At 63.8% G+C, this 12,349-nt stretch carries 12 protein-coding genes; 11 read left to right on the forward strand and 1 reads right to left on the reverse strand.

What is annotated here, in order from left to right; all coding sequences use genetic code 11:
* Window positions 1-4: 4 nt before the first annotated feature.
* The 11 genes from xdhC to uraH all read left to right on the forward strand — a co-directional run bounded on the left by xdhC (window position 5) and on the right by uraH (window position 10,982).
* The gene (gene xdhC, locus AC1RQ9_RS02010; protein ID WP_485985367.1) at window positions 5-859 is read left to right on the forward strand and encodes a xanthine dehydrogenase accessory protein XdhC; all 855 of its coding nucleotides are present in this window, start codon (window positions 5-7) and stop codon (window positions 857-859) included.
* Complete coding sequence (locus tag AC1RQ9_RS02015) at window positions 856-1,812, forward strand: LysR family transcriptional regulator (RefSeq protein WP_193733764.1); 957 nt, start codon at window positions 856-858, stop codon at window positions 1,810-1,812. The genes xdhC and AC1RQ9_RS02015 overlap by 4 nt, the downstream gene beginning before the upstream one ends.
* A gap of 172 nt (window positions 1,813-1,984) precedes the next feature.
* The gene (locus AC1RQ9_RS02020) at window positions 1,985-3,442 is read left to right on the forward strand and encodes an NAD(P)-binding domain-containing protein (protein WP_485985368.1); all 1,458 of its coding nucleotides are present in this window, start codon (window positions 1,985-1,987) and stop codon (window positions 3,440-3,442) included.
* A 43-nt stretch (window positions 3,443-3,485) separates the two neighbouring features.
* The gene (locus tag AC1RQ9_RS02025) at window positions 3,486-3,722 is read left to right on the forward strand and encodes a DUF4089 domain-containing protein (protein ID WP_485985369.1); all 237 of its coding nucleotides are present in this window, start codon (window positions 3,486-3,488) and stop codon (window positions 3,720-3,722) included.
* Complete coding sequence (locus AC1RQ9_RS02030) at window positions 3,719-5,092, forward strand: AtzE family amidohydrolase (RefSeq protein ID WP_485985370.1); 1,374 nt, start codon at window positions 3,719-3,721, stop codon at window positions 5,090-5,092. The genes AC1RQ9_RS02025 and AC1RQ9_RS02030 overlap by 4 nt, the downstream gene beginning before the upstream one ends.
* Entirely contained in the window at window positions 5,092-6,684 is a 1,593-nt protein-coding gene (locus tag AC1RQ9_RS02035) for a gamma-glutamyltransferase family protein (protein WP_485985371.1), read from the forward strand. Before AC1RQ9_RS02030 ends, AC1RQ9_RS02035 begins: the two co-directional genes overlap by 1 nt.
* On the forward strand, window positions 6,678-7,949 hold the full coding sequence (locus AC1RQ9_RS02040) for an allantoate amidohydrolase (RefSeq protein ID WP_485985372.1): 1,272 nt from the start codon (window positions 6,678-6,680) through the stop codon (window positions 7,947-7,949). Before AC1RQ9_RS02035 ends, AC1RQ9_RS02040 begins: the two co-directional genes overlap by 7 nt.
* A complete protein-coding gene (locus AC1RQ9_RS02045; RefSeq protein WP_485985373.1) occupies window positions 7,946-9,175 on the forward strand; it encodes a pyridoxal-phosphate-dependent aminotransferase family protein in 1,230 nt (409 codons plus the stop codon). Before AC1RQ9_RS02040 ends, AC1RQ9_RS02045 begins: the two co-directional genes overlap by 4 nt.
* A gap of 18 nt (window positions 9,176-9,193) precedes the next feature.
* Window positions 9,194-10,105: an allantoinase PuuE gene (gene puuE / locus AC1RQ9_RS02050; protein ID WP_485985374.1), complete on the forward strand. Its 912-nt coding sequence runs from the start codon at window positions 9,194-9,196 to the stop codon at window positions 10,103-10,105.
* Between the two features lie 8 nt (window positions 10,106-10,113).
* Window positions 10,114-10,629: a 2-oxo-4-hydroxy-4-carboxy-5-ureidoimidazoline decarboxylase gene (gene uraD, locus AC1RQ9_RS02055; protein WP_485985413.1), complete on the forward strand. Its 516-nt coding sequence runs from the start codon at window positions 10,114-10,116 to the stop codon at window positions 10,627-10,629.
* Entirely contained in the window at window positions 10,626-10,982 is a 357-nt protein-coding gene (gene uraH, locus AC1RQ9_RS02060; RefSeq protein ID WP_485985375.1) for a hydroxyisourate hydrolase, read from the forward strand. The genes uraD and uraH overlap by 4 nt, the downstream gene beginning before the upstream one ends.
* Window positions 10,983-11,161: 179 nt before the next feature.
* Here uraH and AC1RQ9_RS02065 read toward each other — a convergent pair whose 3' ends face one another.
* Window positions 11,162-12,190 carry an isocitrate/isopropylmalate dehydrogenase family protein gene (locus AC1RQ9_RS02065; protein WP_010514358.1) on the reverse strand — a complete coding sequence of 343 codons (1,029 nt, stop codon included), beginning with the start codon at window positions 12,188-12,190 and terminating at the stop codon, window positions 11,162-11,164.
* Window positions 12,191-12,349 lie beyond the last annotated feature (159 nt).

Here is a 12,349-nt window from a genome sequence, read left to right on the forward strand (position 1 = left end):
TGCCATGAGCATGGAAATGCGCGCGGATCTGGTGCGATGGCGGCTGTCAGGCCGGCCGGTCGCCCGGATAAGTGTATCGGATGCACGCGGGTCCACCCCGCGTGAGGCCGGGACCTTCATGCTGGTCACGCCCACGGAACAGTCCGGCACGATCGGTGGTGGCGATCTGGAATGGAACGCCATCCATCAGGCCCGCAGGCTGCTGGAGACGGGCGGCCAGCCACTGGTGCAGCGCATAAGTCTTGGCGGGAATTCGGGGCAGTGCTGCGGTGGTGAGGTCCAGCTGACCCTTGATGTGCCGGATTGTGCCGGGCTGGATGGTATCATGGCGCGGCTTGAGCATCTGCGTCGCACGCAGCCGCTGCTGCTGCTGTTTGGCGCGGGGCATGTGGGGCGCGCGCTGGCGCATGTGCTGGCCCCGCTGCCGCTGCGGCTGGCATGGTGCGATTCGCGCCCGCATGAATTCGGTCCCTCCATCCCCCCGGGTGTCGCGGTGCATGATGATGGCGCATGGGAACCGCTTGTCGCCCACGCCCCACCGGGTTCCGGTGCGCTGGTGCTGACGCAGAGTCACGCGCTGGACAGCCTTATTGTTGCATCTCTCCTCGAACGGGGTGATTTTCGTTATGTCGGGCTGATAGGCTCGCACACGAAACGCCGCCGGTTCGAGGCGGGCTTCCGCCAGATCGGCCTGCCCGAAGACCGGATCGCCGCCATGGTCTGCCCGATCGGGGATCGTGACATACGTGACAAACGGCCTGCCGTCATTGCCGCATTGGTCGCGGCGGAAATCGTTACCCGCTTCCTGCATCCGGTGCAGGCAGGCGGTCATGCAAACGGGGATGACACCAGTCCATGAATGATCCGCTTTCCCGTACTCCCCGCATGATGCGGCTGCATGCGCGGGGCATTTCCTATTTCAATGCCGTGCGGGAATGCCGATCGATCCGGGAAGCCGCGCGCAGGCTGAACGTCACGCCATCCGCCCTGACCCGCCAGCTTGCGCAGATGGAAGCTGAAATCGGCGCGCCCCTGTTCGACCGCCTGCCCGATGGCATGGTCCTGACGGAAGTGGGTACGATCATGGCCCGCCATATCGTGACGGTGATGCAGGATGCCGCCCGGACGGAAGAACAGATCAATGCCCTGTCCGGCCGCCATGACGGGCGGCTGCGTATCATGGCGGTGGAAGGGATCGCGGGGCAATTGCTGCCCGCCCTGCTGGAACGCATCATTTCCGCCTATCCGTCCGTGGAACTGCATGTGGAAGTCGGCGCGCCCAAGACCATCGTATCTGCCCTCCAGGACGGGCGGGTGGATCTGGGCATCGCGTTTTCGCTGGCGCTGTATCCCGAACTGCGTCGTGTGGCGGTAGGGCATTTTCCGGTGGGTGCCGTGGTGCGCGCGGACCATCCGCTGGCGCATCTGCGCACTGTCACGGTGGAGGAATGCATCGCCTATCGCCTGATCCTGCCCACGCGCACGCTGTCGCTGTACCGTGTCATGGAACCCATGCTGCGTCCGTGGCAGGACAGGCTGAACGTGGTGTTGCAGACCGGGTCGATCGAACTGACCAACCGCATGGTGCGGGCCGGGGCCGGGCTGGCGTTCCAGTCACCGCTGGCGGTGGGCGTGCAGCCGGGACAGGACAGCCTGCGCCATGTGCCGCTGCGTGACACGCGTGCGGTAACGGACCTTGGGGCATATGTGCGCGAATCGCGCTGGCTGCCGCCCCTGCTGGAAACCGTGATCGAGGAACTGCGGCTTGAACTGCGCCGCGTGCAGGGGGTCAGCGACGAACGGGTGGTCTGACCTTGCGTTGCGTTTTAGGCAACGGAACGGTCGAATCATTGTACTAGACGGAACACGTGGCGGACTGATTAGATTTACCCATCATGGTGCGGTTGGGGACTATTCCGCATGGCGTCGGGGGACGCCATGCGGGCTGCATCGACAAACAGTAAAACATGATGGGAACCCGCAGATGGACACCACAACGCCGCCGAATGCCGGGATGGATAGCGGGCTTGCAGCCCTTGATGCGGCGGTGCGCCGGGATCTGGAAATCATCCGCTATCCCCGCAAGGAATGGGTTCCCCCCATGGAACGTGACGGCCAGCGCGTGCTGGACGTGGCCATTATCGGGGCGGGGCAGGGCGGTCTTGCCACGGCCTTCGCGCTCAAGCGCAACAACATCACCAATGTCCGGATTTTCGACCGTGCGGCAAAGGGTGGCGAAGGTCCGTGGGTGACATTCGCGCGCATGATCACGCTGCGCACGCCCAAATACGTGACCGGCCCCGACCTTGGCGTGCCCTCGCTCACGCCGCGTTCGTGGTACGAGGCACAGTATGGGGCCGAAGCGTGGGAAAAGCTGGACAAGATCCCGCGCGGGCAGTGGCAGGATTATCTGGACTGGTACCGCGACATCCTGAAGCTGCCGGTCGCCAATGATCATGATTTCCAGGGTGTTACATGGGAAGATGGCCTGCTGCGCCTGACCTTCCGCCGTCCCGACGGGTCCACCCATGTGCATTATGCCCGCAAGCTGGTGCTGGCCACCGGGATTGAGGGCTGTGGTTCGTGGCATGTGCCCGATTTCATCCGTGACGGCCTGCCGCGCGCACGTTATGCCCATACGTCGGAAAACATTGATTTCGCGGCGTTGAAGGGCAAGCGCATTGGCGTGCTGGGGGCCGGGGCTTCCGCATTCGACAACGCGGCCACGGCACTGGAAGATGGTGCGGGCAGTGTGACGCTGTGCCTGCGGCGCAAGGAAATCCCGTCCATCAACCCGTACCGGTGGATGGAGAATACAGGCTTCCTCGCCTACTACCCCGCCTTGTCGGATGACCTGCGCTGGGGCTTCATGCGCCGGATATTCGAACTCAACCAGCCGCCGCCGCAGGATACGTTCTGGCGCTGCCGCCGGCATGAAAACTTCTCCTTCCGCACCGGATGCCCGTGGACGGGCGCGCGCATGGATGGGGACGAGATCGTGGTCGATTCGCCCACCGGGGAAATGCGTTTTGATTTCGTGATCATCGGCACCGGGTTCACGACCGACCTGTCGCGCCGGCCGGAAACGCAGTCCTTTGCACCTTCCGTCGCCCTGTGGGGCGATCGCTATACCGCGCCAGCAGGGTCGGAAAGCGCCGTGCTGGAAAGCTATCCCTACCTGGGTGAAAACTACCAGTTCCTGCCGCGCCGGGCGGATGACGTGCTGGCACCCATGCTGGCGAACATCCACAACTTCACGTTCTCGGCAACACCCAGCATGGGACTGTCGGGGGCGTCGATCAGCGGTATGCGCTTTGGCGTGGAACGCCTGGCCCACGGGCTGGGGCGTGACCTGTATGTAGCCGATGGCAGGCAGCACCTTGAAAGTCTGCTGGCCTATGACGTGCCGGAACTGGTCAGTCTCGATCCTCCTGTTGCATGATGCATCCCGGGTAGATTCATCCATTCGGGAGAGAGTTGAGTAGATGAGCAGCGCAGCACGCCTTTCCCCTTCCGCGCCGGGTCTTTCCGGCGCGGGGGGGCATGATGACCGCAAGGTTCCCCCCGTGGCCGACATGGCGCGGATTATCGACCTGTCCATTCCGGCCGCCTGTATGCCTGATGTGGTGGCGAATACCGCCCTGCTGCATGGTTATGCCGATCTGGTCGGCAGCTTTGTGCTGCCTGATGACTGTGAACCTGCCTATGAGTACGTGCCATGACCGTTCATGGGCACAATATGGGTGCGGCCCTTGCCATCGCGGCGGATGTGCGCGCAGGCCGCCGCAGGGCCGTATCGGTCGTGACGGAGGTGATCGCGGATATCGAAGCCCGTGACACCAGCTTCAACAGTGTCACCCGCATTCTCGGTCCCGCCGCCGTGGCACAGGCCGAGGATGTGGACAAGGCCATTGCCGCTGGCCGCGATCCCGGCCCGCTGGCGGGCGTGCCCTTTGGGGTGAAGGACCTGTTTGACGTTCGTGGCGAAGTGACCACGGCAGGGTCCATCGTGCTGCGCGACAACCTGCCCGCCACGCGTGACGCGGTTGTGGTCCAACGCCTGCGGGCCGCAGGCGCCGTGCCGGTCGCGACCCTGAACATGGATGAATTCGCCTACGGCTTTTCCACCGAAAATGCCCATACCGGCACGACACGCAACCCGCATGACACCGCGCGCCTGGCCGGTGGGTCATCAGGCGGGTCGGCGGCGTCGGTTGCGGCTGGCCTGCTGCCGTTCACGCTGGGGTCGGACACCAACGGGTCCATCCGCATCCCGTCCTCGCTGTGCGGGGTGTGGGGGCTGAAGCCGACCTATGGGCAGATGCCGCTGGGCGGTGTCTATCCGTTCGTGGCCAGTCTGGATGTGGTTGGCCCCATGGCCGACACGGTGGAGGACCTGCGGGCGGTTTACACCATCATGGCCGGTGGCGCCCCGGTGGGCGAACCCGATGTGGGTGATGTGCGCGTGGCTCGCCTTGGTGGCTGGTTTGCAAACAATATCAGCACGGAACTGACGGCGGGTATTGACGCCGTCATGGCGCATCTGGGCCAGGACCAGGTGATCGAACTGTCTGAAGTCGCGCGTGCGCGGGCATCCGCCTTCCTGATCAGTGCGGCGGAGGGGGGCAACCTGCACCTTGCGCGCCTGCGGCGGCGGTCCATGCAGTATGATCCCGCAACCCGCGGGCGGCTTATGGCCGGGGCCATGCTGCCTGCTGCAACATTCGTGCAGGCGCAACGTTTCCGTCGCTGGTTCCGTGACCATGTGCATGCTGCCCTGGCCCATGCGGATGTGCTGATCGCACCCACTACGGTGGGCGTCGCGCCGCGTATTGACCAGCCATCCATCGTGGTGGATGGCAGGACGGTTTCCGCCCGCGCCAATCTTGGCATCTTTACGCAGCCGATCAGCCTTGCGGGGCTGCCGGTTCTGGCGGCCCCGCTGGCGGTGGACGGCCTGCCGCTGGGCATCCAGCTGATCGGTGCGCCGGGTGGGGAGGCAAAGCTGTTTGCCGTAGCCGCCGAACTGCAGCGCGCGGGGCTTGCCGCCTGTCGCCCACTTGATGCGGGATATGCACGGAAGGACAGCTGATGCTGAACACGCCGCGTTCATGCCGGGGGATGGTGACATCCCCCCACCATCTGGCCAGCCAGGCCGGGCTTGATGTGCTCAAGGCCGGTGGGACGGCGCTGGAAGCCGCAGTCGCGACGGCAGCCGCGCTGGCCGTGGTCTATCCGCACATGACCGGTATCGGTGGTGACGCGTTCTGGCTGACCATGTGGCCCGATGGACGGGTGGAAACCATTGACGCCTGCGGGGCTGCGGCACAGAAGGCCGATGCCGGTTTTTACCATGCGGCAGGGCTGGATGCGATTCCGTGGCGTGGGCCGCTGGCGGCCAATACCGTGGCGGGCACCGTTTCGGGCTGGGATCTGGCACTGTCATGGAGCCACGCGATGGCGCCCGCCCTGCCACTGGGCCGCGTATTGCGTGATGCGATGTTCTATGCCGAACAGGGCGTGCCCGTTACCGACAGCGCAGCCGGGATCACGGCTGAAAAAGCTGGTGAACTGAAGGATGTTCCCGGTTTCGCGGACCTGTTCATGCCCGGCGGCAGACTGCCGCAGCCCGGCGACATCCTGCACAATCCGCGTCTGGCCAACACGTTGCGGCAACTGGCGGATGAAGGCCTGTCGAGCTTTTATCGCGGCAATGTCGCACGTGAACTGGCCGCCGACCTGCATGACCTTGGCAGCCCGCTGGCCCTTGCGGACCTGCAGGCACACAGGGCCACCCACCAGCCAGCCCTGCATGCCCGTATCAACGGGGCGGACCTGTATAACATGGCGCCCCCGACACAGGGCGTGGCATCGCTTCTGATCCTGGCGCTGTTCGACCGGCTGAAGGCGGCGAAGGCGGATGATTTCGATTACCTGCACGGGCTGGTCGAAGCGACAAAGCAGGCCTTCCGTTACCGCGATACCCATGTGGGCGATCCCGCCTACATGACCGTGCAGGCGCAGGACATCCTTGATGACCGCAAGGCACTGGACCACATGGCCGCCAGCATCGACCCCAACCGGGCCGCCCCGTGGCCATGGCCGTCACAGGCAGGCGATACGGTGTGGCTGGGCGTGATTGATTCCGACGGTCTGGCCGTCAGCATGATCCAGAGCCTGTATTTCGAATACGGATCGGGCATCGTGCTGCCGCGCACCGGCGTGGTCTGGCAGAACCGTGGCACCAGCTTCGGTCTTGACCCGCAGGGCTGGAATGGCCTGCGCCCCGGTCGCAAGCCGTTCCATACACTCAACCCCGCCGGTGCCCGTTTCGATGACGGGCGCACCATGGTCTATGGCACCATGGGGGGGGAAGGACAGCCGCAGACACAGGCCGCCATCTTCACCCGTTATGCGCGCTACGGCATGGAACTGCAGGAAGCGGTCACCGCGCCGCGCTGGCTGCTGGGGCGCACATGGGGCGAAAGCAGTGTCAGCCTGAAATACGAAGACCGCTTTGATCCCGAAGTGATTGCCCGGATGCAGGCTGCGGGCCACCAGATGGAACGCGTCGCACCGTTTTCTTCCAAGATGGGCCATGCGGGCGCGCTGGTGCGCCATGCCTCCGGCCTGCTGGAAGGGGCGACCGATCCGCGCAGCGACGGGTGTGTCGCGGCATGGTAACGCAGGCAGGCAACATGGATCATCCATCCGGCGCGCGTGCGGTCGCGCGCTGCACCGAACTGGGACGCGCGCCGTATTCGGAAATGGAAGGCGGGCTGTTCCGCCCCTATCTCGGCTCGTCCTACCGCGCCACCTGTGACCGGCTGGCGCAATGGATGTCTGATGCGGGCATGACCACGCGCATGGACGCGGCGGGCAACCTGATTGGCCGGTACGAAGGGCTTGTGCCTGACGCCCCGGTGGTGCTGCTGGGATCGCATATCGACAGCGTGCGCGATGGCGGGTTCTTTGACGGGATGCTGGGCGTAATCCTTGGTATCGAGACCGTGGCCCATTTCGCGCAATCGGGAAAACGCTTTCCCTTCGCGCTGGAAGTCGTGGGCTTTGGTGATGAGGAAGGATCGCGCTTTCCCTCCGGCATGCTGACCTCCCATGCCGTGGCGGGCGTGCTGGAAACACCGGACCCGAATATGCGTGACTGGGCCGAGACCGCGACGCTGGCCAGCGCGCTGGAAGGTTTCGGATTGGATGTGGGACGCATGCATACTGCGTCGCGCAAGGGCGATCCGATCGTGGCCTATGTCGAGGCGCATATCGAACAGGGGCCGGCGCTGGAAGCCGAAGGCCGCGCCCTTGGCGTGGTCAGCGCCATCGCGGCCCAGCACCGTTACCGCGTGACACTGCGCGGCATGGCGGGCCATGCGGGCACCGTGGCCATGAAGCTGCGGCGCGATGCGCTGGCGGGGGCTGCGGACATCATCCTTGCTGCTGAACGTGTGGGCCGCGCGGGTGCGGATGGGCTGGTGGCGACTGTCGGGTCGCTGGATGTCATGCCGGGGGCGGCGAATGTCGTGCCGGGTGAGGTGGTGTTCACCATTGATGTCCGTGCGGGGACAAATGCCACGCGCGACCGTGCGGCGCATGAAATTCTGGACATTGCCCGCGATGTTGCGGTCCGGCGCGGGCTGGAAATGGATGTGGCGCTGCAGCAGGATCTTGACGCTACGCCGTGTGATCCGGTGCTGACGGACCTTATGGAACAGGCTGTGCGCGACGTGACCCATGCACCGGCACCCGTGCTGGTCAGCGGGGCGGGACATGACGCCATGATCATGGCGCATCTGGCCCCGGTGTCCATGCTGTTCATCCGGTGCGCGGGCGGGATCAGCCATAACCCGGCGGAATCCGTAACCGATGCCGACACGGACGCCGCCCTGCGCGCGATGATTACCTTTATCGGACTTTTTGAGAGACGCTTCGGATGACCCAGACCTTTTTCGGCCAGATCAATCCTCCCGCCCGGCTGCTGATGGGGCCGGGGCCGGTCAATGCGCACCCGCGCGTGCTGCGGGCCATGGCGGCCGACATGCTGGGCCAGTTCGACCCGGAAATGACCGAATACATGAACCAGACGATGGAACTGTACCGTCAGGTGTTCATGACCAACAATCGCTGGACCTTTCTGGTTGATGGCACGGCGCGCGCGGGGATCGAGGCATCGCTGGTCTCGCTGGTGGAACCGGGGATGAAGCTGCTGATCGTGCGCGCGGGCCGGTTCGGGCTGCTTTTGTCCGAAATTGCCCAGCGCATTGGCGCCGAAATCGTGACGCTGGACATTCCGTGGGGCGAGGTTGCCACGCTGGAGCAGATTGAGGACGCGATCGTCACCCACCGCCCGCATGTGCTGGCGTGCATCCATGGCGATACCTCCACCACCATTGCCCAGCCGCTGGACGGGGTGGGCGCGCTGTGCCGCAAGTATGATGTGCTGTCCTATGTTGACACCACCGCGACGCTGGGCGGGATGGAGGTCGCGACCGACCGCTGGGGCGTGGACGTGGTCAGTGGCGGGCTGCAGAAATGCATGGGCGGTCCGCCGGGTTCGGCCCCCATCACCATTTCCGACCGCGCGGCGGAACACATTTTTGCCCGCCGCCATGTCGAGGCCGGGATCCGTGGCGCGGATACGCATGACGGTACGCGCGTGCGCATTCCGTCCAACTATTTCGACCTGGCCATGGTCATGGATTACTGGTCCGAAAAGCGCCTGAACCACCATACCGAGGCGACGACCATGCTGTATGGCGCGCGCGAAGCTGCCCGCGTGGTGCTGGAAGAAGGGCTGCAGGCCCGTTTTGCCCGCCATGGCCGTGCATCGCGCGCGGTCTGTGCCGGGCTGCGCGCCATCGGGCTGGAACTGTTTGGTGGCGACGAATACCGCATGACCAACGTCACGGGCGTGTACATTCCCAAGGGCGTGGATGGCGAAAAGGTGCGTGGCCGCATGCGCGAGGATTTCGAAATCGAGATCGGTTCCGCCTTCGGTCCGCTTCAAGGCAAGATCTGGCGCATCGGGGCCATGGGCTACAACGCGGAAAAGCACAAGGTGCTGCTGACCATCGGCGGGCTGGAAACCGTCCTGCGCCACGAAGGCCACGCTTTTGCCGCGGGCAGCGGCGTCGATGCTGCCCTTGCGGCCTATAATGCATAAGAACAGGGATACGGCGTAATGTCTGAAACAGGTGTCTATCCCCGCGATCTGGTCGGCTATGGCGGCAACCCGCCGGATGCGAAATGGCCGGGTGGCGCGCGGATCGCAGTGCAGTTCGTCATCAATTATGAAGAGGGGGCCGAGAATTCGGTCCTGCATGGTGATCGCGGGTCCGAAGCCTTCCTGTCGGAAATGATCGGGGCGCAGTCCATTCCGGGCGCGCGCGCGATTGCGATGGAAAGCCTGTATGAATACGGGTCGCGCGCCGGGTTCTGGCGGCTGCACCGTATCTTTACCCAGCGTAAGCAGCCATTGACGGTCTTTGGCGTGGCGGCCGCCATGGCGCGTAACCCGGCCGCCGTTGCGGCGATGAAGGAAGCGGGTTGGGAAATCGCATCCCACGGGCTGCGCTGGATTGATTACCAGCATGTGCCCGAAGCGGTGGAACGCGCACATATCCAGGAATGTATTGCGCTGCATGCCAAACTGACCGGATCACGCCCGCTGGGGTGGTACCAGGGGCGTACCAGCCCCCATACCGCCCGGCTGATCGCGGAAGAAGGCGGCTTTGTCTATGATGCGGATTCCTATGCCGACGACCTGCCGTATTATGACCGCAGCCATGGCCGTGCGCAGCTGATCGTGCCCTATACGCTGGATGTGAATGACATGCGTTTCGTGGCGATAAACGGTTTTACCGAAGGGGAGCAGTTCTTCAACTACCTGCGCGACACCTTCGACGAACTGTATGAGGAAGGGGCGGACAAACCGCGCATGATGTCGGTTGGCCTGCACTGCCGTGTGGCGGGCCGTCCGGGGCGGGCGCGGGCTGTGGCGCGTTTCCTTGACTATATCGCCACGCGGGAGAAGGTCTGGGTTGCGACCCGGCTGGATATTGCCCGGCACTGGCAGGCGGTGCATCCGGCATGAAAAACGTGATGGACCGCGTCAATGACGCTTCCGCCGTCAGGTTTGTGGAACTATTCGGACCGATATACGAACATTCCCCATGGATTGCCCAGCGTGCCCGCGCCCATGGCCCCTTTGCGGACATGGACGCCATGCTGGCGGCCATGCGCCATGAACTGGACCGGGCGACGGAGGCGGAAAAGATGGCGCTGATCCGCGCCCATCCCGAACTGGCGCAGCGCATGGGGGTAGATCCGACCCTGACCTCGGCTTCCGCGTCCGAGCAGGCATCCGCCGGGCTGGATCGCCTGACGCCGGAGGAATTTACGACTTTCCGCGCCCTGAATGATGCTTATGCCGCCAAATTCGGTATCCCGTTCATCATCTGTGTGCGGCGGTCGGACAAGGAAGGCATCCTGAACGGAATGCGCACCCGGCTGGAAAACACACCTGAGGCCGAACAGCAGGCCGCCCTGTGTGAAATCAACAAGATTGCCGCGCTGCGGCTGGCGGATGTGCTGGCGCGGCTGGAGCAGGAACCATGAGCACCCTTTCCACCCATGTTCTCGACCTTGTATCAGGCAAGCCCGCCGCGGGCATGGCGATCAGCCTGTGGGCGGGTCAGGACTGCCTGTTCCGTGGCGTGACCAATGCGGATGGCCGTTGCCCGGAACTGGGCCAGCAGACCGGGGACATGAAAGCTGGTGCCTATCGTCTGGAATTCAGTGTGGCGGCGTATTTCCGCAGCCGGGATGTCGCGCTGTCGGACCCGCCCTTCCTTGACGTGGTGCCCATCGCCTTTGGCATGGCGCAGGTGGCCAGGGGGGAAAAGGGGGGACATTACCATGTGCCGCTTCTGGTCTCGCCCTACGGGTTTTCGACCTATCGCGGTAGCTGAGCGGGCTAAGGGAACCATTTGAAAATAAAAAGTTTTTGGGCGCCGCTTTTTTAAAGGCGGCATTCTTTTGAAGCTTTTTGAAAAAAGCTTCACCAAAAAACTTCCTTAACAAAAAGGGGCCGTGGCATCTGATCTGCCACGGCCCCTTTTTTATTCCCCCATGATGAGGAAAAACCGTATCAGACCAGCGCCTGCTTCAGTGCTGCGGTCAGTTCGGTCGTGGTGGCCTTGCCGCCCAGATCGCCCGTGCGCACGGCACCCGAGGTGATGACCTTCTCGATGGCCTTGTCGATGCGGGTGGCCAGGTCCTGACGGCCCACATGCGCCAGCATCATGTTGGCAGCCAGCAGGAGCGAGGTCGGGTTGGCCTTGTTCTGGCCCGCAATGTCGGGTGCTGAACCATGGACGGCTTCAAACACGGCCGCCTTTTCACCAATGTTCGCACCCGGCGCCAGACCAAGCCCGCCCACCAGACCGGCGGTCAGGTCGGACAGGATATCACCGAACAGGTTGGTGGTGACGATGCAGTCATACTGCCACGGATCGGTCACAAGCTGCATGGCGCAGGCATCGACAATCCGCTCGTTCACTTCCACGCGGCCTTCATATTCCTTGGCGACCTTGCGGCCTTCTTCAAGGAACAGGCCGGTCAGCAGCTTCAGGATGTTGGCCTTGTGCACCAGGGTCACGCGCTTGCGGTTGTTCTTGACCGCGTATTCAAAGGCGTAGCGGACAATGCGGTTGCATTCCTTGCGCGTGGTGTAGCCTGCGCTGGTGGCGATGGCGTGCGGGTCATCACCATAGGGAATGTAGTTTTCCATCGCCGCGTAATACCCTTCGAGGTTTTCGCGGAAGATGACAAGGTTGATGTTCTCGAAACGGCCACCGGGCACGATCGTCTTGGTCGGACGGACATTCGCGAACAGGCCGAACTCCTGACGCAGTGTCACGTTGATGGACTTGAAGCCACCACCGACCGGGGTCGTCAGCGGGCCTTTCAGCGCAAGGCCGGTGCGGCGGATGCTTTCGATCGTTTCCTTGGGCAGCGGGCTGCCGGTGGCGTCAAGGGCTGCGACACCGCCAAGTGCCTTTTCCCATTTGAAAGGGGCGCCAACCGCATCAAGGATCTCGGTCACGGACTGGACGATTTCAGGCCCGATTCCGTCACCCGGAATCAGGGTGGCGGGAATTGTTTTTTCTGTAGACATTCTCGAACGTCTCCCTTTGTGCTTGCTACTGAAAAGCGTTTCAGCATGCGCACCGGCTTGGCGGACCCGGTTCGTTGCCGGGTGCCCCGTCGGAACTGGTTAAAAGTCCTAGGCCCCCCAGCCCCGCGTGACAATCGGGCCACCGGGCCATGACCGTGG

This window comes from Komagataeibacter ossonobensis, from assembly GCF_057359305.1.

Coding starts and splice junctions, on each gene's coding strand:
- xdhC (WP_485985367.1), top strand. CDS start 5: ATGAGCATGGAAATGCGCGCGGATCTGGTGCGATGGCGGCTGTCAGGC.
- AC1RQ9_RS02015 (WP_193733764.1), top strand. CDS start 856: ATGAATGATCCGCTTTCCCGTACTCCCCGCATGATGCGGCTGCATGCG.
- AC1RQ9_RS02020 (WP_485985368.1), top strand. CDS start 1,985: ATGGACACCACAACGCCGCCGAATGCCGGGATGGATAGCGGGCTTGCA.
- AC1RQ9_RS02025 (WP_485985369.1), top strand. CDS start 3,486: ATGAGCAGCGCAGCACGCCTTTCCCCTTCCGCGCCGGGTCTTTCCGGC.
- AC1RQ9_RS02030 (WP_485985370.1), top strand. CDS start 3,719: ATGACCGTTCATGGGCACAATATGGGTGCGGCCCTTGCCATCGCGGCG.
- AC1RQ9_RS02035 (WP_485985371.1), top strand. CDS start 5,092: ATGCTGAACACGCCGCGTTCATGCCGGGGGATGGTGACATCCCCCCAC.
- AC1RQ9_RS02040 (WP_485985372.1), top strand. CDS start 6,678: ATGGTAACGCAGGCAGGCAACATGGATCATCCATCCGGCGCGCGTGCG.
- AC1RQ9_RS02045 (WP_485985373.1), top strand. CDS start 7,946: ATGACCCAGACCTTTTTCGGCCAGATCAATCCTCCCGCCCGGCTGCTG.
- puuE (WP_485985374.1), top strand. CDS start 9,194: ATGTCTGAAACAGGTGTCTATCCCCGCGATCTGGTCGGCTATGGCGGC.
- uraD (WP_485985413.1), top strand. CDS start 10,114: ATGGACCGCGTCAATGACGCTTCCGCCGTCAGGTTTGTGGAACTATTC.
- uraH (WP_485985375.1), top strand. CDS start 10,626: ATGAGCACCCTTTCCACCCATGTTCTCGACCTTGTATCAGGCAAGCCC.
- AC1RQ9_RS02065 (WP_010514358.1), bottom strand. CDS start 12,190: ATGTCTACAGAAAAAACAATTCCCGCCACCCTGATTCCGGGTGACGGA.